This is a genomic window from Mycobacterium sp. SM3041 (assembly GCF_039668335.1).
In the GTDB taxonomy this organism is placed as follows: Bacteria; Actinomycetota; Actinomycetes; order Mycobacteriales; family Mycobacteriaceae; genus Mycobacterium.
The window spans coordinates 92360-112482 of record NZ_JAYXBQ010000002.1 but is presented as its reverse complement, the minus strand read 5'-3'; the positions used below and the strand labels follow the sequence as shown (position 1 = coordinate 112482).

The window sequence follows — 20123 nt, the reverse complement described above, 5'->3', positions numbered from 1 at the left end:
ATTACCTAAGCATCGAGAACGAGTCGGGGAGTCTGGGCGCGCGAAACACAGATGAACATGCGGTCGTTGGCGGCGCGCTCGGACTCCGAGAGGATGTCGTCGCGGTGGTCGGGGACGCCCTCGAGCACGGCGGTCTCACACGCCCCGCAGATCCCGGATCGGCACGACGACGGCACCTTGACCCCGGCATTGTCGAGTGCGGCGAGAATGCTTTGGCCCGCTTCGACATTGACGGTCCTGTCTGACGCTGCACACACCACTTCGACCGGAGCGTCTGCGGATGCCGTCCGCTTGCCTGGTTTGAAGCGCTCGAGATGCAGACTGTCCGTCGGCCAATGGGCGGTGGCGTCCTGCAGCGCCGACAGCAGTGCTGCAGGGCCGCAGGCATAGATCTGCGCCCCGGGCTGAACCCGAGCGAAATGCTCGCCGAGAGGGATGCGACCGTCGGCGTCAGAGGCGTAGAAGCTCACCCGCGTTCCGTATTCGCCGAGTTCGTCGGCGAACGGCATCGAGGCGGCGGTGTGCCCACCGTAGAGCAGTTTCCAGTCCAGGCCCCAGGATTCGGCCTGACGGAGCATCGGGAGGATAGGGGTGATGCCGATGCCGCCGGCGACGAAGATGTACGAGGCGGCCGGACGCAGCTCGAATGTATTCCGCAGGCCGGCGACCGTAAGTTGTTGTCCTGGACGCAGAAACGCGTGGACGTACTCGGAGCCGCCGTGGCTGGTCCGTTCCCGGCGCACCCCGATGCGGTAGTACGAGCGCTCACCGACCGGCCCGCACAACGAGTACTGACGCTGGATGCCGGTGGGCAGGAGCAGATCGATGTGCGCTCCGGGTTCCCAGGCTGGCAGTAGCTCGCCACAACGCGGCTGCAATTGCACGGACACCACACCGTCGGCCTCCCATCGGAGTTGCCGGACCGCGACGCCAATCCCATCGGCTCCCAGTTCGCTGCCCACGCCACGCCCTCCTTCGCATTAACAATGTTAATCGCAGGTCGGAGCGTAGTGTTAACATTGTTAACGTGTCAACCGCCTCGACTGGCCCCGATCGTGTGGCGCTCGCCAACCTGTCGGTGGACCGAGTGGTCGGGGAAGCCCTGGCACTGGTAAACGAGTCCGGGCTGGAATCGCTGACCATGCGCCGGCTGGCCGACCGGCTGCGGGCCCACCTCCCGACCATCTACCGACTGGTCGACGGCAAGGACGCCCTCATCGACGAGATGGCCGAGGCGATCCTGGCGAAGGCGCTCGACAATGCGCGCCTGGACCACCCGGATTGGGTCGATCGCGTCAAAAGCCTTGCAGGGGGTCTGCGTTCGGCACTGCTGTCACAGCGCGACGGGGCGCGGATCGTCGGCGGAAACTATGCTGCCAAGCGGGCCAACCTGACCTTCATCGATACGCTCGTCGGCAGTGTCCGGGCCGGCGGCCTGGCCCGCGAACATGCGTTGTGGGCGGCCAGCTCGCTGTTCTGCTACGTCCTTGGTGAAGTCCTTGAACAGCAGGGCGCCGCCGGCGGCGAGACCGAGACGCTGGAGGGTGTCGTCCGCTCGGGAGACTTCCCACACCTCGCGTCCGGCCCCGTCGTGCAGCTGCTCGACTTCGACGCGCGATTCGACTACGGCTTGAGTCTGCTCATGGCCGGAATGCGTTCCGGCGCAGACCGTTCGTGACCGGCGCCAGAAGCGGATACAACGACTCACTGCGCTGAGTGTGAATGATCATGCCGACCCGCTCTGCGTCGGTCGTAGTTGGTTTCGCAGGAACGGGCTTAATCAATGCGCCACTAGGTCGGCAGCGCCGACATGTGTGTAGTAGCCGGTGTAGCGCGTTGAGCTCGCCGGCCCGGTCGAAACGTCGTCACGTCTCGATTCATAGCCTGTTGACATGTTGCGCTGACCGTGCACCCACGCGCGGGCACAACGATGGCGGGTGATCCGGTGCACACGAGACTGCCCAGGACATGTCGATCGAGGAAACATACGCGTGCCACGTTTTCAGGAATCAGCTACGAACACAATGAGAGTCGGCGATTCGGACGCTCCCGTGGTGGTGGGTTGAGCCATGACACCTCCGTCTCCGAGCGCAATGGCCGTGGTCACGCAGGTCCTCTATGACATCGGACTGGCCAGTGCCACGGGAATCGGTGTGGGCATGGCCTTGCTGGTCAGTCCGTGCTCTGCCCACGGCATCCTGGCACGGCGGCTGGGTCGCCTCGCGCTTCCGGTGGCGGCCCTGGTTTTTGCGACGTCGGTCCTGCATCACCTGAGTGCGGTGGCGGCGTTCGCGAAAACCGGACTCGTGCAGGCGCTCTCATGGCAGGCAGTATCTGCATTCATCACGGCCCCACCCGCGCGCGGTGGTTGGCTCGGGTCGGGCGAAATCGCTGTCGTGCAGTCATTTTTCTACTTGCTGACCATCGGAGGTTTGCTCTGGGTCCGGTGGCATCCGTCACGCTCGGCCGGCATCGGTGTGGCCGGCTGCGCTGTCCTGACCGCGGTCGTACCGCAGCTGATCAGCCGGACGTTGACGGCGCATGCGTTGCCCAGCGTCGTGCTGACGATCGCCCATGTGGTTGGCGCCCTGCTGTGGGCCGGGGGCCTCATCGTGCTGGCCACGGTGGCGGTGATGGGGCGACGCCCGGCCGGCAACAGCGATGTCCGCGAGAGTGCCGCAGCCCTTACCGATGAATGGCGGCGTCTCTGGGAGCGTTTCAGTGTCGTTGCGCTGTATGCGGTTGGGGCGTTGATCATCAGCGGAACCTGGATGACGTGGACCCACGTCGGTACCCCGACTCAGCTGTTGACCACACCGTACGGCCGCGCGCTCGGACTCAAACTGATATGCGTTGCGCTGCTGATGGCTGCGGGGGCCTACAACGTGCGTGTGCTGTTGCCACGCATCCGCGCCGCGCAGCGTGACTGCGATAATCGCACCGCGTGGCGGATCGCGGTGGAGCACTTCCCGGTAGTGGTGGTCGGCGAAAGCGTAATTGTGGTCGCGGTTTTCGCGATTGTGCCTTTCCTGCGCGGATCTGCGCGGTCCGAGGCCGGTTGGCCCAACGCCGGACCGTTCGACATGAACGCTGCCGCTACCGGTCTGGTCCTCGTCCTGCTGGTGGCCCTCGCACTCCGGCTTGGCGCGAAGCCCCGTGACAGCGAACTGATGTGAAACTCCGCAATCTGCATGGTAACTCGTCGCTACCGAGGGCAGGCCTTGGCAAGTCGCCGTCTCGACGACCGGCGACTTCGGCCCACCTGGTAGTGCGCTCAGCCGAATTGGTTGTCGATGGCGATGTTTCCGACGACGGCGAGCAGTTGCAGCTTCTCGTAACTCTCCGAGCCCGGCTGGGCGGTGTACACGAGGAGCAGGTGGGACTGTTGGGGGTCGACGAGGTATTGGCAGGTGAGTTCGAGCAGCCCAACCTGCGGGTGAAGGAAGCGTTTTGCCTCCTCGGGCCGAATCCCGACGGCATGGTCTTCCCACAATCCGCGGAACTCTTCGCTGCGCGCGAGGAGCATGTCGGCATACCACGCTGCACGGGAATCGGGGCCGCGCAGGGCCAGACTCGCCCGCAACCCGGATGCGTACATCGCCGACAGGAATGCGTGGTCGTCTACGGGATGGATCTCTCGGCTCGCGGGGTCGGTGAACCATCGGTAGATGATGCTGCGTTCGGGGCCGGTGAACTTCGTCGCGTCCCCGGTCAGCGCGACTGCCAGCGGTGTCTGTCGCAGGGATTCGCCGAGTTCGGTCACGATCTCGGCCGCAGTGTCTGACAATCGATCCAGCACTCGCAGCAGCCCCGGGGTGATGTGGTCGCCGGTAGCACCGCGGGGCGGGGCGTGGTGGCCTGCCAGTCGGAAGAGGTGGTCGCGCTCGTCAAGGCTCAGATGTAGGCCTTGGGCTATCGCCGCGATCATCTGTGGCGACGGATGTGGACCTCGTTCGCGCTCGAGGCGCGTGTAGTAATCGGTGGACATGTGACAAAGCGCCGCGACCTCCTCGCGCCGCAGACCTTGAGTGCGCCGACGTTGCCCTCGCGGTAGTCCGACGTCTTCCGGCTGGAGTGCGCCACGGCGGCGCCTGAGAAATTCGGCGAGTCCGGCCCGGTCGATCACTTGCGTCTCCTCTCCGCAATCACAGTACGACCACTCCGTCCCGTGTCCAGGGATCGCTGATCCCTGGATACGGGTACCCGCGGGTGTGACTGTGGAATTCACACCTGATGGAGGAACCCCATGCATCGCGGCCCGATCGATATCACTCTGCCCGACCTCACCGGCACCCGCGCCGTGGTGACCGGCGGTACCGACGGCATCGGCCTTGGCACAGCTCGTCGCCTGGCCGCGGCCGGCGCCGAGGTTGTCCTCCCCGCGCGCAATCCCGTGAAAGCCGATGCCGCAGTTGCCACGATCCGCAACGAGACACCCAACGCTCGAGTGTCAGTCGAGGCACTCGACCTCTCATCCCTCAAATCGGTTGCGAGCCTGAGCCAACGCCTGCTTGACGACGGCCGGCCGATTCACCTACTCGTCAACAACGCCGGCGTGATGACGCCGCCCGCCAGGCAGATGACGGCCGACGGGTTCGAGCTGCAGTTCGGCACCAATCACTTGGGACACTTCGCCCTCGTCGCGCACCTACTGCCGCTTCTGCGCGCCGGGAAAGCCCGTGTGACCTCGCAGATCAGCATCGCGGCGAACCGCGGGTCAATCAATTGGGACGACCTCAACTGGGAGAAGTCCTACAACGGCTTCGGTGCGTACAGCCAGTCCAAGATCGCCTTCGGATTGTTCGGCCTCGAGCTTGATCGGCGCAGCCGCGAGCTCGGCTGGGGGATCTCCAGCAATCTCGCCCACCCCGGCGTCGCCCCCACGAGCCTGCTCGCCGAGCGCCCCGAGATCGGCCGCGACGGCGATACTCTCGGTGTCAGGCTCATCCGGCGAGCCTCAGCAATGGGCCTCATCGTCGGAACTGTCGAAACCGCGAAGCTCACCGCTCTGATGGCCGCCACCACACCGAATGCCGGCGGAAAGCTGTACGGGCCCAAGGGGTTCATGCATCTTGGTGGTGCACCCGCCGAACAGAAGCCCTACAGCCGAATCCGCAGCCAAGACGAAGCCCGCCGCGTCTGGACGGCTTCCGAAGATCTGACCGGCACCCATTTCGGCGGGTAGCCACCCAAATCTGTTCGGGCAGCCAAGAGTTCGGGACAGAGCCGTCTAGAGGCGTCGCCCCGCTTCGTCGAGGACGGTGCGCAGGATGTCGTAGATCGCGTCGAACTCCTTCTGCCCACTGATCAGCGGCGGAGCCAGCTGGATCACTGGGTCGCCGCGATCGTCGGCGCGGCAGTACAGACCTGCCTCCCACAGCGCTGGGGTCAGGAAGCCGCGCAGCAGGCGCTCGGACTCTTCGCCGTTGAAGGTCTCCCTGGTGGCCTTGTCTTTCACGAGCTCGATGCCGTAGAAGAATCCCTCGCCACGGACGTCGCCGACGATCGGCAGGTCGTACAACTGCTCGAGTGTTGCCCGGAATGCCGGGGCATTCGCTTTGACATGGTCATTGATGCCCTCGCGCTCGAAGATGTCGAGGTTGGCCAGCGCCACCGCCGACGACACCGGGTGTCCGCCGAAGGTGTAGCCGTGGGCGAACATCGTCTTGCCGTCGTTGAAGGGTTCGAACAGGCGGTCACTGGCGATCATCGCGCCGATCGGGGAGTAGCCGGACGTCAAACCCTTTGCGCTGGTGATGATGTCGGGGACGTAGCCGAAATCGTCGCAGGCGAACATCGAGCCGATGCGGCCGTAGGCGCAGATCACCTCGTCGGACACCAGGAGGACGTCGTACCGGTCGCAGATCTCCCGGACGCGCTGGAAGTATCCCGGCGGCGGTGGGAAGCAGCCACCCGCGTTCTGCACCGGCTCCAGGAACACTGCGGCGACGGTGTCGGGGCCCTCGAATTCGATGGCCTCGGCGATGCGGTCGGCGCAGTACCGGCCGAAGGCCTCCGGGTCGTGTGCGTAGGCATCGGGCGCCCGGTAGAAGTTGGTGTTCGGCGCGCGAAAGCCGCCGGGGGTGAGCGGTTCGAACGGCGCCTTGAATGCCGGGATGCCGGTGATCGCCAGCGCACCCTGCGGCGTGCCGTGGTACGCGATGGAACGCGAAATCACCTTGTGCTTGCCGGGTTTTCCGGTCAGCTTGAAAAACTGCTTGGCCAGCTTCCATGCACTCTCGACCGCTTCGCCGCCGCCGGTGGTGAAGAAGACTCGGTTCAGGTCGCCTGGCGCATAGTTGGCGATGCGCTCGGCCAGTTCGATCGCGGTCGGCGTTGCGTAGGACCACAACGGGAAGAAGGACAGTTGCTCGGCCTGCCGGGCAGCGGCGGCCGCGAGTTCTTCGCGGCCGTGCCCGACCTGTACGACGAACAGGCCCGAAAGCCCGTCGATGTAGCTCTTGCCGCGGTCGTCGAAGATGGTGACGCCCTCGCCGCGGGTGATGATGGGCGGGGTGATGTCGGCCCCGTGGCGGGCGAAATGGCCCCACAGGTGCCGCTTGGCCTTGGCTGCCAAGTCGGTTGAAAGTGATTGTGCTGCATTGATAGTGGTCATCGCGTGCCCCAGTTGTATTGCTGTTTGACGAGTTTGAGATAGACGAGCGTTTCGGTGGACAACACCCCGGGCACGGCTCGGATCTTGCTGTTGAGCAGGTCGAGCAGGTGGCCGTCGTCTTCGCAGACGACTTCGATGATGATGTCGAAGGTGCCGGCGGTCAGCACCACGTAGTCGACAGACTCGATGGCGGCGAGTTTGTCGGCGACCTTGGTGGTATCACCGGTGCAGCGAACGCCGATCAAGGCCTGGCGTCCGAAGCCCATTTGAACGGGGTCGGTCACGGCGACGATCTGCATGACGCCGCAGTCGATCATGCGCTGGACCCGTTGGCGCACCGCCGCTTCCGATAGTTCGACTGCTTTACCGATGGCGGCGTAGGACTGCCTCCCATCCTGCTGCAGCTGCTCGATGATCTCTTTCGAGAGCTCGTCGAGCTGGAATGCGGCACCGCCCCGAGATTGGTTACTTCGCGCAGGCAGCGCAGCGGCATCAGGCGGTGCATCGGAGATGGCCATGGCGTCAATTGTGCACGGATTTCGTCGTTCGGCACAATATGTACGACGGAATCAGTCGTAGGAAGCGTGATTTCGAGTGGAAACCGCAGCAGTCTTGGGGTAGCGTGCTAGATCGTGAGCGCAGGTGGAGGCGAGGTCGTCGCAGGTAGCTTCATCAACGGAAAGATCGTGACGACAGACGGCAGTCCGTTCGACATCATCAATCCGGCAACAGGTGCTGTCGTGGCCTCATATGCGCTGGCGACACCCGCCGATGTGGACACTGCAGTAGCTGCGGCCCGCGCCGCACAGCCGAGCTGGGCCCGGGCAACTCCGGCCGAGCGGGCCACGGTTCTGGCGCGGCTGGCCCAACTGGCCGCCGAGAACGCCGACGAGCTCGTGGATCAGGAGGTGCGCCAGACCGGTAAACCGGTCCGGCTGGCGGCGAACTTCGACGTGCCCGGCAGCGTCGACAACATCGACTTTTTCGCCGGTGCCGCCCGACACCTCGAGGGCAAGGCCAGTGCCGAGTACTCGGCCGATCACACGTCGAGCATCCGGCGCGAGGCCGTCGGGGTGGTCGCGACCATCACGCCGTGGAACTACCCGCTGCAGATGGCGGTCTGGAAGGCGTTGCCCGCGTTGGCGGCTGGTTGTGCCGTGGTGATCAAGCCTGCCGAGATCACCCCGCTGACCACGCTGACGCTGGCCCGGTTGGCCGGCGAAGCCGGGCTGCCCGAAGGTGTGTTCAATGTCGTGACCGGGCTGGGCGCGGACGTCGGCGCAGCCCTTGCTGGGCATCGCGATGTCGACATGGTGACGTTCACCGGCTCGACAGCGGTCGGGCGACGAGTGATGGCAGCTGCGGCCGTCCATGGCCACCGCACCCAGCTCGAACTCGGCGGTAAGGCTCCGTTCGTGGTCTTCGATGACGCCGACTTGGATGCCGCGATCCATGGTGCGGTGGCGGCATCGCTGATCAACACGGGCCAGGATTGCACCGCGGCGACCCGCGCCATCGTGGCGCAACCGTTGTACGACGACTTTGTGGCCGGAGTTGCCGAACTGTTCGGCAAGGTCGTCACCGGCGACCCGCACGACCCGAATACCGATCTGGGACCGGTGATCTCGACGCCACACCGGACCAAAGTCGCCGGCATGGTGGAGCGGGCCCAGCAGCAGGGCGGCCGGATCGTGACGGGCGGAACCATGCCCGAGGGTCCCGGTACGTTCTACCCGCCGACCCTGATCGCCGATGTTGCGGAAGACTCCGAGATCTACCGCGACGAGATTTTCGGTCCCGTGCTGACCGTGCGACCCTTCATCGACGATGACGACGCGCTGCGGCAGGCCAACGACACCGAGTACGGGTTGGCGGCCTCGGCGTGGACTCGTGACGTGTACCGAGCCCAGCGGGCATCGCGCGAAATCCAGGCGGGCTGCGTGTGGATCAACGACCACATCCCGATCATCTCCGAAATGCCGCACGGCGGTTTCGGTGCTTCCGGGTTCGGCAAGGACATGAGTGCCTATTCGTTCGAGGAATACCTGACCATCAAGCACGTGATGAGCGACATCACCTCGGTCGCCGAAAAAGAATGGCACCGCATCATCTTCGCCAATAGGAAGTAGTTCACGCTGACGGCAGCCGTAGCTGTCAAAGCCCTGTGAAATATTCTCATCGATGAAATCCAGGGAAATGCAGAGTTTGTGAATGGGCGTCACAACGGCGCGCCGCGCTCACCTGTCATCGGGTGCTCTGAAGCCGCCAGAAATCTGCGCTGACTTTCCAGATATTCTGTGTTACAACGCTATTCGGTATGCGGCCCGGAACTACAGTCGGCTCGCTGATTCCAGCACCGGGCAATAGCCGGAATTTTCTGTATCTGCAGAAACGCGCGCCGACTCGCCGCGAATAGACATCTACTCGACACCGGTGTCCGCTGTCCAATGCCGCGTCATTCAGTGTGAATGACGAATGTATTTGTCGGCGCTTTTAACATTCGTCGTCACCTCTCGTAACAACCCGACTCTAAAGTTGCCTGGTGAACCGAAAGCGGTTGCCCCGCTAGGTCATCTAGCTCACACCCCAGCCGTCGGCACTGCAGCCGGCATGCGGTCCGCGCCGTGTTCGTGGACTGACCAATCACCATGAGGAGGCCGATCTATGCCGTCTATATCCAATGTCGAGCGGCTCGAGGAACTCAGAGATGCTCAGCAGAATGCGGATACCGGGCTTGCGGCCGCCAGTATGAGCGGTGTCGAGCTCGTCGCGCAATCGACGGCCGGTATCGCGCCAAGTGCCGTGATGGTTTCCGGCGCAACGCTTGTGGCGGCCAGCGCCAGCGCAGGCACCCTGTATTCCTACGCCGTCTCCTTGTGCGTGCTGCTCTTGGTGGGCTGGTGCGTGTCCCGGGCCGCGCGGCTGCGGCCGGGGGAGGACCTGCTCTCACATATCACCGCCGCATTCGGTAGAGCTGTCGGGTTCGTCGGTTCGACCGGTCTCGCTCTCGGGTATCTGCTCATCTCCGTCGGCTGCGTCGCCCAATTCTCGCAGTACACCAAACCCCTTCTCGGAGTGGCTCCACCGGTGAGTGCCGGCGCGCCCGCTACCTCGATTTCGGTGACGGTGGTTTTGGAAATCCTGTGTGTGGTCTGTGCGGCCTGGATGATGATCCGCGGCGTCCGGATCTCCGCATGGACCGGCGTGGTGCTCGAGGTGCTCTCGATCGGAGCAATTCTGTTGGTGTGCACCATGGTTCTACTTCATCATGGCTTCACCCTTGCGCCGCTCATGCCCACCGGCATCACGGTGCAACAGGTGGTCAGCGGCATGGTGTTGGCGACCCTGGGCTTCGTCGGCTTCGAGTCGGCTGCGTGTTTGTCCGTCGAGGCCAAGGACCCACAGCGGACGATCCCGCGGGCCGTCACGGGCAGTGCGCTCCTGGCGGGCGCGCTCTACCTGTACGCGTCTTACGCTCAGATTGTCGGATTCGGTGGTGCCGACAATCTGGCCGCCGATGCAACGCCGTTGAACACGTTGGCCGATGGCCTTGGCTTTCACTGGCTTGCGTTGGGCATCGATCTGGGCGCGGTGGCCTCGAACTTCGCCTGCGTGACCGGCTCACTGACAGCAGCAAGTCGGGTACTGCGATCGATGGGGGAGTCGCAGCTCGTGCACAGCAAGATGGCGGCGACACATCCCGTCCGCAAGACCCCGCATGTGGCGATCATCTTGCTCAGCGTGGCTGCCCTGGTTGCGGCGCTTGGCTTGGGGCTCAGCGGAATCAACGAACTGGATGTGTATTCCTACACCGGAACCCTGGGGACCTTCGGCTACATGGTTGCCTACATGCTGATGGGACTGGGTATCCCGATTCTGGTGCGGCGCTTGGCGCCACAGGCCGGCATCGGTGCCGCCGTCATCATCGGGATGACTGTCACCGGCTGCCTCGGGTACGTCTTCTACCGCAACGTGTATCCACTCCCGGCCTGGCCGGCAGCCTTGATGCCGTGGATCTTCCTCGCGGTGCTGCTCGCCGCGGCCGCGTGGTACGTCGCTGGTCCGGCCCGCATTGCCCGCAGGCAGACCCGGGAATCGTCGGTGGATGCGGAGCCGGCGCCCGAGCCGGCTGAACTCGCGTGAGGTAGTCAGGGTGTTTCAGGCATCCCGGTGAGGGCCGCCACCGCTCGCAGCTGGCGTAGAGCGAAAGCGCGGGGGCGTCCCCCATCGGGTACATGCACGCCGGCAACGACGCCAGAGATGCCCGGGGTGTTGATGGCCTCGATGGCGCAACGCGCGCGGCGCGGGCATGAGCGGCACAACGCCTTCACCTCGGCGTCGTTGCCTGCGTTGACCCACCGGTCCGGATCAAACGTGCACGGCGGCATCCGCGACGGAATAGCTGACTTCTGCAGTATTGCGGTCATGTTTGGTGATCTGTCAGGTGAGATGGTCTTCGAAGAACGCAAAGACCCGCTGCCAGGAGTCTTCGGCCTCCAACTTCGAGAACTCCATTCGGGCAAGGGTTTCCACGGGTTTGAGAACGCGGGGTAGGCCGAAGTCGTTCATGAAGGCGTGGCCGACAAGGGGATATTCCTTGACGTCATGGGCGATGCCGGCGCGCGCCAGGACAGTTTGAAGTTGTTGGGCTGCACCCTTTTTCACGATGCGGTCTTTGGCGCCGTAGCTCGCGACGACCGGGCAGGATCGCTCCAGGCTGTCGATGTCCTTGGGGGCCAGGCCGTACATGGATGCGGCCGCTGAGTATGTGCCGCGCACGGCGACGACGAGGGCGAAGCCCCCGCCCATGCAGAAGCCGGCGATCCCGACCTTGCCGCTGCAGCGTGGGTCGGCCAGTAGGTGGGAACGGGCAGCCTCGATGTCGTCGTAAGCCGGGCCTTCGCCGGTGAAGTGTGAGCGGATGGTCTTGGCGACGCATCGGATCTTGGGCTTGTGGCCGCCGTAGAGGTCGGGAGCCAACGCCAGATAACCGGCTTCGGCGAATTTGTCAGCGCTGCGGCGGATGTCGGCGGTGAGTCCGCGGACGTCCTGGATGACGACCACCGCGGGCCACGGCCCGGCGCCGTCGGGTGCCGCGAGATATCCGGGAACGGGACCCGTCGGGGCCGGGTAGGTGATGGCCGGCATCAGATACCCGTTCGCTGTGTCGTGGCACCTGCGTTCGGCTGGCCGCCTGGCGCGCGCAATGCCGAATCGGTCATGCTTCCTGATCTCTTCCTGACTGCGGCGTTTGCCTCGCGGTGTGGGCTTGGCCCTCCAGTTTGCGGCGATACGCAACCGGCCGTACCGATATGTCTGTACCGTTAACCAAGTTTTCGATATTGGTTGCCGATACAGTCGAATCGTGACACGAGTTCGATGTATTGTCTACTCGCATGGAGACCGTGTTCACACGTCGACGCGAACCGGCCAAACCCACCAGCCGCGAGATGATCATCGAGGCTGCGCTGACCGTATTCGCGGAACGCGGGACGCAGGCGGCGACGCTGAAAAACGTCGCCGACGCGGCGGGCGTCAGCGTCGGGCGTGTTCAACACCATTTCAAGGCCAAAGAGGATCTGATCGCCGCAGTCGACGATCATGCGATCGACGCGCTGGCCGCCAAGATTCAGAACCCCGACGCTCCGCCAGAGGAAACGCTGGTCGCCATGGGGCATCGCTTTACCGAGGTCATCTCGGAAAAGCCACACGTGCTCGAGTACATCTGCATGCAGATGCTCGAACCCGAAGGCGTGGGCGAAACCATCTTCGACGGCATGTTCGCCATCAGTGAGGCTCAGCGGGTCCACTTCGAAAAGATGGGGCTGACCCGTGAAGACCTTGACCCGGAGTGGGGTGCGCTGCTTCCGCTGATTGTGCGCGCGGGAACCATCCTGTTTCGAAAGCACATCGAGCGACACATCCCGGGTGCTTTCCTCGAACCTGAGAACTTGCGCCGCTGGGACGAAGCCGTCACCGCACTTATCCGGCACGGCCAACTCCGCGCCGTGGAGTAGACCACGAATTTCAACGGGTTGAGCCGGCCGACATACGAGGGGTTGTCGGCCGGCTCGACTCGGACTGCTCGCAGGACCGCCCGCTCACCGAAGGGCAGCGGTTGGTCAGCGCAGCTTGATCCTGGCCTGGATGGGTCCTCCGGCCACGAGCGTGAAGGGAGCCACCATCGGGAATTCGTCATCGAGAGAATCGATTTCGGCGTAACGCACGATGGTTGCCAGGGCCAACGTGGCTTCCAGCATCGCGAAATGGTCACCGATGCAGCCGCGTGGACCGCCGCCGAACGGGATGTACTGCCAGCGGTCACGACCGCGGCTGTTCGCTTCGGTGAATCGCTCCGGATCGAACACCAGCGGCCTGTCCCACAGGCTGGGGTCACGGTGCACAGACATGCGACCCATGACGATCATCGTGCCGGCCGGAATCCGGTACCCGGCCACGGCGACATCGCGAGTGGCCATCCGTGAACCTGTTGCCCCGGGCGGACACAACCGCATCGACTCTTTGAGCACCTGAATGGTGTATCCCAAGCCGGCAACATCATCGGGAGTCAGTTCGCGGTCGCCGAATCGGGACGCCTCCTGACGGACACGGTCCTGCATCTCCGGGTTACGGCCCAGCGCCCACAGTGCGTAAGCGATCGTGGTCGCGGTCGTGTCCTGGCCGGCGAACATGAAGATCAGCAGCTCGTTGGCAATGTCCAAGTCCGACAACGGCTTACCCGTGTCGGGATCTTTCGCCGCGATCAACTGCTGCACCAGAGGCGCGTTCATCTCAGGATCGGCCCGGCATGCCTTCACCACATCCAGCGCGAGTTTGCGGATCGTCGCTGCCGCCGCGTACGCACGCCGGCGCGCCCGGGTGGGAACCCAGCGCGGCAAGCTCACCGGGTTGATCGCCCGCGACACCGCATACGAGACGGCCACGCGCATCGGTGCGTCGATCGACTCGGCATGATCGCTCAGGTCGACCCCGAACACGCTCTGGCCGAGCGCGCGCATCGTGACCCGTCGGGCAGCGGCGTCCAAGTCGATCTCGGCGCCGTCGTCCCAACTGGCGCAGACCATTTCGGCCGCCTCGGACATGTGGCCACCGAACTCGGCGACCGATTGCTTGGTGAACACGGGCTGGATCGTGCGTCGGCGCGGCAGCCAGTGCTCATGGTCGACGACGAACAGGTTGGCGCCGATGATGCGCTCGAGCTCCTGGCTGACGTCGCTGGTCTTGTCGATCGAGCCGTCGTGGCAGGTGACGGTGTCCCGGATGCCCTGCGGGGAGGTGACGACGACCAGGGGAGGCATCAGCCACTTCGGCGCGAGGGTGAAGCGGGTGACCGGGCCGCCGGCGTCGCGCAGGACATCGGTGCCGGTGTGGAAGGAACGGCACGCGGCGAGACGTTGTTTGCGAGGCAGCGGATTCACCGGTGGTAGCGGTAGTGACGCGACGTCCGGGCGTGATTGGTCGACCATGTTGGGTTAATCCGTGACGCTGTCGTCAATCGAGATTGTCGCCGCCGCAGCGCGCATATTCATTCCCCCTGGCCACGCCCCGTATTTCTACGGGCCGACGTTATCAGTCTCGACGGTGGATATCCACCTATGCGATAGTGAGGAAATGCCGAGCCAGCACCGAGTGCCCGCCGGCATTTACCGCGCCGACGAGGCGCTGCGCAAACGCGCGATAGCCGCTGCAGCAGAAGTGGATTCGTGCCTGAGCGCCCACATCAACGGGTTTCTCCTATGGCTGGTCGGCGACACTGACGAACTGCCCCCCAGGCCCATTCCGCAGCGTACAGACGGCCCGAATGGCGCAGCCAGGCAATGCACAGAACTTGGAGCCGAATAGTGCAACCAACTGATCCGAACGAATATCGCCCACAAATTCTGGACCCGGCCAATCCGGCAGCCGCGACCACACTCGATCTTCTCCGGTCGGACCCGCACGTCCAGGTCCTCGACCACTACGGGCCCGAGTTGGACAACCTACGCCGATTGCGCCCCCAACCCGCTGCCGCACTCCTGGACGAACCGGCCCGTTGGGTCTGGTACCCGTGGCGACGGACCCTCGTCTCGATCCTGGGTCCGGCCGGCTTCAAGGCACTGCGCCTGGACCGCAACCGCAACAGCATCACCACGGGGGAGCAGACCCGACTGGCCGAACTCGCTGTCGGCGTCGCGGGACTCAGCGTCGGGCATGTCATCGCCCACACCCTGGCCACCCAAGGCTTGTGCGGGCGACTGCGTCTGGCCGACTTCGACCGCGTCGAGCTGTCGAATCTGAATCGGATACCGGCCACCGTGTTCGACCTCGGACTCAACAAGGCTGTCGCCACGGCGCGCCGCATCGCCGAACTCGACCCGTACCTGCCGGTCGAGGTATTTCATCAGGGCCTGACCACCGAGACCGTCGATGACTTCGTCGACGGGCTCAATGTCTTTGTCGAAGAATGCGATTCGCTCGACATCAAGGCCGTCGCGCGGGTGGCCGCCCGGCATCGACGCATCCCGGTGCTGATGGCCACCAGCGACCGCGGCATCATCGACGTCGAACGTTTCGACGACGAACCTGACCGCCCGATCCTCCATGGCCTGCTCGGCCCGCTCGACATCGGCCTGCTGCCCGGCATGAGCAGCAAGGAGAAGGTGGCACACATCCTGCGCCACCTCGAAGCCGAAAAGCTCTCACCGCGCACCGCGGCGTCGCTCATCGAACTCGACCGGACCTTGGCCACCTGGCCGCAGGTGGCCTCGGAGGTCATCATCGGGGCGTCTGCGATAGCCGAGGCGGTGCGGCGTATCGGACTTGGCGAGGAACTGCGCTCGGGGCGCGGCCGCATCGACATCGGGTCATCGCTGGACCAACTCGCCGAGCCGTCGATGGGCGCGCCGCGGCCCACCACGCCCGCGCACGAGCCGCTCTCCGCCACCAGCCTCACCGGCCAGGTTGCGATCGCCGCGATGCGCGCGCCGTCGGGCGGCAATGTTCAGCCCTGGTTGATCGAGGCCGGCGAAGATGAGATCGCGATCTGCCTTGCCCCGCAATACAGCCCGACCATCGATGTCGGATTCCGGGGGAGCGCCGTCGCCGTCGGCGCCGCAGTGTTCAATGCTCGGGTTGCCGCCGCCCACCACGGCATCCTCGGCCCGGTAACCGTCGACGAGCCGGCCCACGGGTCGTGGTCACCGCTGCACGCGACACTCTGGTACGGCAAGGGCGGCAACCCGGACCTCGCCGACCTGTACGGCGCGGTGCTCGCGCGCGAAACCAACCGCGACAAAGGCACTCCCACGCCCCTGGCCGACGAGGTTGCCGGGGCATTGTCGGCTGCTGCCGAATGCGAAGGCGGGCGGCTGCGACTCATCACCGCGCCAGGCGAGATCGCCGCAGCGGCAGAGATTTTGGGCGCTTCCGACCGGATCAGGTTCCTGACCCCCCACCTGCATCAGGAGATGATCGCCGAGCTGCGCTGGCCCGGCGATCCCGATCCGGACGCCGGGATCGACGTGCACAGCCTCGGACTGGGCGATGGCGGGCTGGTCATGCTCGAGCTGCTGCGCCGGCCGGAAGTCATGGCGCAACTGGCCGACTGGAACGCCGGTGAAGCACTCGGTGACGACATGCGCGGCCGGGTGCACGCCAGTTCGGCTCTGGCGATCGTCACCGTCACCGGTGGTGCACTGCGCGACTATGCAGCGGGCGGCTCGGCCGCGGAGGCGGTGTGGGTGCATGCGCAGCAGCACGGCCTGGCCGTACAGCCGATCTCGCCGGTCTGGCTGTTCGCCCACGATACGGCCGATCTCACCAAGCTTTCCGCTCGCTTCGCCGGCGAACTCGGGATTCTGCAACGCCAATTCGTCGACCTCGCCGGCATCGACGCGGACGAGAGGATCGCGCTGATCCTGCGACTCACCGTCGCGGCGCCGCCTGCGGTGACCAGCCGGCGCAGCGACGAGCGCGTCGTGCTGCGCGACTGACGGGGAGTTGGCAGCACACCCAACTACTCTTGGTCACCATGAGCGAAGTGATGGACTGGGACGCCGCATACCGCCACGAAATCTTCATGGGACCGCCGCCGTGGAACATCGGCGCACCGCAGCCGGAAATCCTCGCTCTCATCGACGCCGGCAAAGTCACCGGACCCGTTCTCGACGCCGGGTGCGGCGTGGGCGATGTCGCGCTCGCCTTGGCGGAGCGGGGCTACGAGGTCACCGGCATCGACCTGTCGACGGTCGCGATCGAGCAAGCCGCGGCTGCGGCAGCCGACCGCGGCCTGACGACGGCCCGATTCCTGCAGGGCGATCTCCGCGATATCGGTGCCCTCGGCCTCACCCAGCAGTTCAACACCGTCATCGACTGCACCCTGTTCCACTCACTGCCCGTCGAAGCGCGCGACGACTACCTGCGGGGTATCCATGAGGCCGCCGCTGCTGGTGCAGCGCTGTACCTGCTGGTGTTCACCAAGGACGCGTTGCCTGCCGATTCGCCGTGCCCGATCCCCAACCAGGTGACCGAAGCCGAAGTCCGCGACGCCGTCGCGGCGCACTGGTCCGACGTGGCGACGCAGGCGTCGTTCGTGGCTGTCAAACTTCCCGACATCCCCGGGTTGCCGCCCCACAACTTCCCGATCGACGACGCCGGCCGCGTGCACCTACCGGCATTGCTGCTGACCGCTCGGAAAGCCTGACCGGGCAATCACGTAGCCGGGGTGCGCAGCACCGGCGCCGCCAGGAGCTGCCTCATGGTGTCCGCGTCGACCGGACCGGACACCAGAAGCCCTTGCGCGCGACGGTAACCCATGGCGATGAGTTTTTGCGCCGCGGACTCGGTCTCCAGCCCGTCGGCGGTCAGTTCGAGCCCGAACGCGTCGGCCAGGAGAGCGATCGACTGGACGAACAACGCGTTCTCGTCGTCATGATCGAGCGTCTGGACAAACCCGCGGCCGACCTTCAACGAATCGATGGGCAGCTCTTTCAAACTGGGCAGAAAGCTGTACCCGGTGCCGAAGTTGTCCAACGCCAGCTGGACCCCGATCTGCTTCAGTTCCAACAGGATTTGGCCGCACAGTTGAGCCTCGGTGACCAACAGGTCCTCGGGCAGCTCCAAACACAGCGAACCCGCCGGAACCTCGAACTGCGCGAGCGTCGCGGCAAGATGTTCGGTGAACCCGGCAGTCAGCACCTGGGCGGGTGACAGCTTCACCCGGAGCATCACGTTCTGGGCCAAACCCTCAGCACGCCAACGTCGAAACTGCTCGCATGCCATCCGCAGCACCTCGCGCCCCACAGCGCCGCCGAAATTGGTGGCCTCGGCCGTTGGCATGAACTCCTCACGCAGCAGGAGTCCGCGGGTCGGGTGATTCCATCGCACCACCGCTTCCATCGCCACGAGTTCGCCACTGCGCAAATCGACCTCAGGCTGGTAGTAGAGGAACAACGCGCCGTTGTCGATGCAGTCCTGCAGATGCACTTCGACGTCGGTCTGGAACGAGAACTGCGCCGCGAGCTCGTCGCTGAACGCGATCACGGTATTGCCACCCGCGGCCTTGGCGGCGGTCAACGCGTGCTCGGCATACCGGAGCAGGTCCGACACCGAATCGGCTCCTGGAATCCCCACGGCCACACCGATACTCACCCGGTGCCTGATGTACGACGAACCCAGCATCAGTCGCGCGGCCAGCGTCTCGCGCAGCCGTTCGGCGTAGGCCTGGGCATCGGCGAGTGATGTGGGCGCGTTGAGCACCGCGACGATCTCGTCCCCACCGAGGCGAGCCAAGAACGCCTCGCCGGCCGCGTACTCGCTTAACCGCTGGGTGAGCTCGACGAGAACCTGATCACCGGTCTCGTGGCCCAGCAGATCGTTGACGGCTTTGAGTTGGTCGGGGTCGATGTACAGCGCCGCGACAGGGGCAGGCTCACCCGATGCGAGTCGTTGATCGAGATGGTCGAGCAGGCTTCGGCGGTTGCGCAATCCGGTCAGGTCATCATGCTCGGCAAGGTGTTTGATCGATGCGAGTGTTTCCACCCGCACCTTGACGTGGGCGAACATCGTGGCGATGACTTTGAGCGCGGTGATCTCCTCGTCCAGCCATTGCCGGTCGCCGTATTTGATGAAGCCCAGTGTGCCGGTTGTGGTGAAACCATCTGGTTCGGCCGTGTCGGTGACGTTCATCGGCACGGCAGCCATCGAGATGACCGGCACGGTGGTGCCTTCCTCGATGCGCTGCTGGAATTCATCCGGCTCGGCCGCCGGCCGCAGGATCACCGGTTCTGCGACATGTTCGGCCATCGCGAAGACCGGATCGGCGTCCTTGAAGTAGACGGTTCCGATCGGATCCGGGTCGGGGACGTAGGTCCTGATCGGCCATTGAGCGATCAGGATCGTCGCGCCGATGGTGTGATCGTTGTGCCGCAGAAACGCCACATCCAAACCGAAATGCGCCGCCACGTCGGTCAGTGCCTGCTCGCTGGCGGCCACGTAGTTGTCCGCGTCGACGGCCATCAGGGTGCGCGTCACCCTGTCGACAAGCTCGTTGAGGGCTCTCAGCACGTCATCACCGTAACTAACGAACCGGTAAAACGGGGTACAGGTCGCTCCGAGCCACCGCTGCAGGTCTCGGGCGCCGCTGAACCGGCCTGACTATGGTCCTGTTGTGGAGGGTCCCGGCCTGACCGCCCCGAGTCTGCGGGCGAGAGCGACGACGGGGCCCGCGCCGCGAGGCGGCGCGATCGCGTCGTTCGACCGGGCGATCTTGCCTCGGACCACGAGTTCACCGACGACTGCGACGCCGCATACCTGCGCGAGCAAGAGTGAGACGAGTACCAGGACCTGAACCGCCGCCGCCTGTACGGCCGAGCCGGTCGCCAGCAGCACCCCGACGAATGCGCCGGGAAGAGTGACGAGTCCGGCGGTGCGGGTTTGATCGAGGTTGGGCAGCAGTGCGTCCGACAGTGGTCGCTCGATGACCAACATCCGTGAGAAACGTTCTGACAGACCAAGACCGAGAGCCGCTTCGACCTCTCCGGCGCGCTGCGTCAGCGCATCGAGTGCACGCCGCGCCGCCACCGCCGATGCGGTCATCGTTCCGCCAAGCACGATGCCGAACACGGGCACCACCGCGACACCATTGAAGGGCACCACACCGCTGAGCGTCAGTAGCGGAATCACCATGACCATGCCGGCGGCGAGGGCGACGGTCAGCCACCAGGCCCCGCGTTGTGCCTGACTGCGGCGAGCCGCAGTGATCGAGGCGACGATGAACATCAGCAAGAGCACCAGCAGCGACGACCACATACGCTGCAATGCGACGGCGAGCACGGTCGATACCGCAGCCAGCTGAAGTGCGGCCCGCGCCGCGGCGCTCGGCGCCTCCCACACGGATCCGTTGAGCGCCAAGCGGTTCACCGCGGCCGCCACGACGGCCATCACGACGCAGACGATGATGAGCATGGGTGTCAGCAGAGGTTCGGCGCCGCGCATGTCTCGAGTCTCC

Annotated in this window: 18 protein-coding genes; 9 read left to right on the top strand and 9 right to left on the bottom strand. The window is 65.0% G+C overall.

Annotated elements, in window-relative coordinates; translation table 11 throughout:
- Positions 1-5 precede the first annotated feature (5 nt).
- Positions 6-962 (bottom strand): PDR/VanB family oxidoreductase, encoded by a 957-nt coding sequence (locus VXD91_RS02375; RefSeq protein ID WP_346414539.1) that lies wholly within the window; start codon positions 960-962, stop codon positions 6-8.
- Between the two features lie 65 nt (positions 963-1027).
- Here VXD91_RS02375 and VXD91_RS02370 point away from each other — a divergent pair, with 65 nt between their 5' ends.
- Both VXD91_RS02370 and VXD91_RS02365 read left to right on the top strand, forming a co-directional pair.
- Entirely contained in the window at positions 1028-1678 is a 651-nt protein-coding gene (locus VXD91_RS02370; RefSeq protein ID WP_244872785.1) for a TetR/AcrR family transcriptional regulator C-terminal domain-containing protein, read from the top strand.
- Positions 1679-2093: 415 nt separating this feature from the next.
- A complete protein-coding gene (locus VXD91_RS02365; protein ID WP_346414538.1) occupies positions 2094-3176 on the top strand; it encodes a CopD family protein in 1083 nt (360 codons plus the stop codon).
- A 98-nt stretch (positions 3177-3274) separates the two neighbouring features.
- On the opposite strand, the gene VXD91_RS02360 is transcribed toward VXD91_RS02365, so the two are convergent.
- Positions 3275-4126 (bottom strand): helix-turn-helix transcriptional regulator, encoded by an 852-nt coding sequence (locus VXD91_RS02360; RefSeq protein ID WP_346414537.1) that lies wholly within the window; start codon positions 4124-4126, stop codon positions 3275-3277.
- A 120-nt stretch (positions 4127-4246) separates the two neighbouring features.
- On the opposite strand from VXD91_RS02360, the gene VXD91_RS02355 reads away from it, so the two are divergent.
- Positions 4247-5185, top strand: coding sequence for an SDR family oxidoreductase (locus VXD91_RS02355; protein ID WP_346414536.1), 939 nt, complete (start codon positions 4247-4249; stop codon positions 5183-5185).
- A gap of 45 nt (positions 5186-5230) precedes the next feature.
- Here the strand turns inward: VXD91_RS02355 and VXD91_RS02350 are convergent, their stop codons facing one another.
- A complete protein-coding gene (locus VXD91_RS02350) occupies positions 5231-6616 on the bottom strand; it encodes an aspartate aminotransferase family protein (protein ID WP_346414535.1) in 1386 nt (461 codons plus the stop codon).
- Entirely contained in the window at positions 6613-7134 is a 522-nt protein-coding gene (locus tag VXD91_RS02345) for an Lrp/AsnC family transcriptional regulator (protein WP_212806785.1), read from the bottom strand. Before VXD91_RS02345 ends, VXD91_RS02350 begins: the two co-directional genes overlap by 4 nt.
- Before the next feature lie 114 nt (positions 7135-7248).
- On the opposite strand from VXD91_RS02345, the gene VXD91_RS02340 reads away from it, so the two are divergent.
- Positions 7249-8745, top strand: a complete 1497-nt coding sequence (locus tag VXD91_RS02340) for a gamma-aminobutyraldehyde dehydrogenase (RefSeq protein ID WP_346414534.1) — start codon at positions 7249-7251, stop codon at positions 8743-8745.
- A 535-nt stretch (positions 8746-9280) separates the two neighbouring features.
- On the top strand, positions 9281-10759 hold the full coding sequence (locus VXD91_RS02335) for an APC family permease (protein ID WP_212806783.1): 1479 nt from the start codon (positions 9281-9283) through the stop codon (positions 10757-10759).
- A gap of 5 nt (positions 10760-10764) precedes the next feature.
- Here the strand turns inward: VXD91_RS02335 and VXD91_RS02330 are convergent, their stop codons facing one another.
- Together VXD91_RS02330 and VXD91_RS02325 are read right to left on the bottom strand one after the other, a co-directional pair.
- Positions 10765-11043 carry a WhiB family transcriptional regulator gene (locus VXD91_RS02330; protein WP_346414533.1) on the bottom strand — a complete coding sequence of 93 codons (279 nt, stop codon included), beginning with the start codon at positions 11041-11043 and terminating at the stop codon, positions 10765-10767.
- Positions 11044-11056: 13 nt separating this feature from the next.
- On the bottom strand, positions 11057-11764 hold the full coding sequence (locus VXD91_RS02325; RefSeq protein WP_346414532.1) for a dienelactone hydrolase family protein: 708 nt from the start codon (positions 11762-11764) through the stop codon (positions 11057-11059).
- 248 nt (positions 11765-12012) lie between these two features.
- On the opposite strand from VXD91_RS02325, the gene VXD91_RS02320 reads away from it, so the two are divergent.
- Entirely contained in the window at positions 12013-12633 is a 621-nt protein-coding gene (locus tag VXD91_RS02320; protein WP_346414531.1) for a helix-turn-helix domain-containing protein, read from the top strand.
- Between the two features lie 105 nt (positions 12634-12738).
- Here the strand turns inward: VXD91_RS02320 and VXD91_RS02315 are convergent, their stop codons facing one another.
- Positions 12739-14103 (bottom strand): cytochrome P450, encoded by a 1365-nt coding sequence (locus tag VXD91_RS02315; RefSeq protein ID WP_346414530.1) that lies wholly within the window; start codon positions 14101-14103, stop codon positions 12739-12741.
- 13 nt (positions 14104-14116) lie between these two features.
- Here VXD91_RS02315 and VXD91_RS02310 point away from each other — a divergent pair, with 13 nt between their 5' ends.
- From VXD91_RS02310 to VXD91_RS02300, 3 genes are read left to right on the top strand one after another with little or no spacing between them, the layout of a single operon-like run.
- The gene (locus VXD91_RS02310; RefSeq protein WP_212806778.1) at positions 14117-14479 is read left to right on the top strand and encodes a hypothetical protein; all 363 of its coding nucleotides are present in this window, start codon (positions 14117-14119) and stop codon (positions 14477-14479) included.
- Positions 14455-16608, top strand: coding sequence for an Rv1355c family protein (locus tag VXD91_RS02305; RefSeq protein ID WP_346414529.1), 2154 nt, complete (start codon positions 14455-14457; stop codon positions 16606-16608). Before VXD91_RS02310 ends, VXD91_RS02305 begins: the two co-directional genes overlap by 25 nt.
- Positions 16609-16646: 38 nt before the next feature.
- A complete protein-coding gene (locus VXD91_RS02300; protein ID WP_346414528.1) occupies positions 16647-17318 on the top strand; it encodes a class I SAM-dependent methyltransferase in 672 nt (223 codons plus the stop codon).
- Between the two features lie 8 nt (positions 17319-17326).
- Here the strand turns inward: VXD91_RS02300 and VXD91_RS02295 are convergent, their stop codons facing one another.
- Complete coding sequence (locus VXD91_RS02295; RefSeq protein WP_346414527.1) at positions 17327-19180, bottom strand: bifunctional diguanylate cyclase/phosphodiesterase; 1854 nt, start codon at positions 19178-19180, stop codon at positions 17327-17329.
- A 90-nt stretch (positions 19181-19270) separates the two neighbouring features.
- Positions 19271-20110 carry an ABC transporter permease gene (locus VXD91_RS02290; protein ID WP_346414526.1) on the bottom strand — a complete coding sequence of 280 codons (840 nt, stop codon included), beginning with the start codon at positions 20108-20110 and terminating at the stop codon, positions 19271-19273.
- Between the last annotated feature and the right edge of the window lie 13 nt (positions 20111-20123).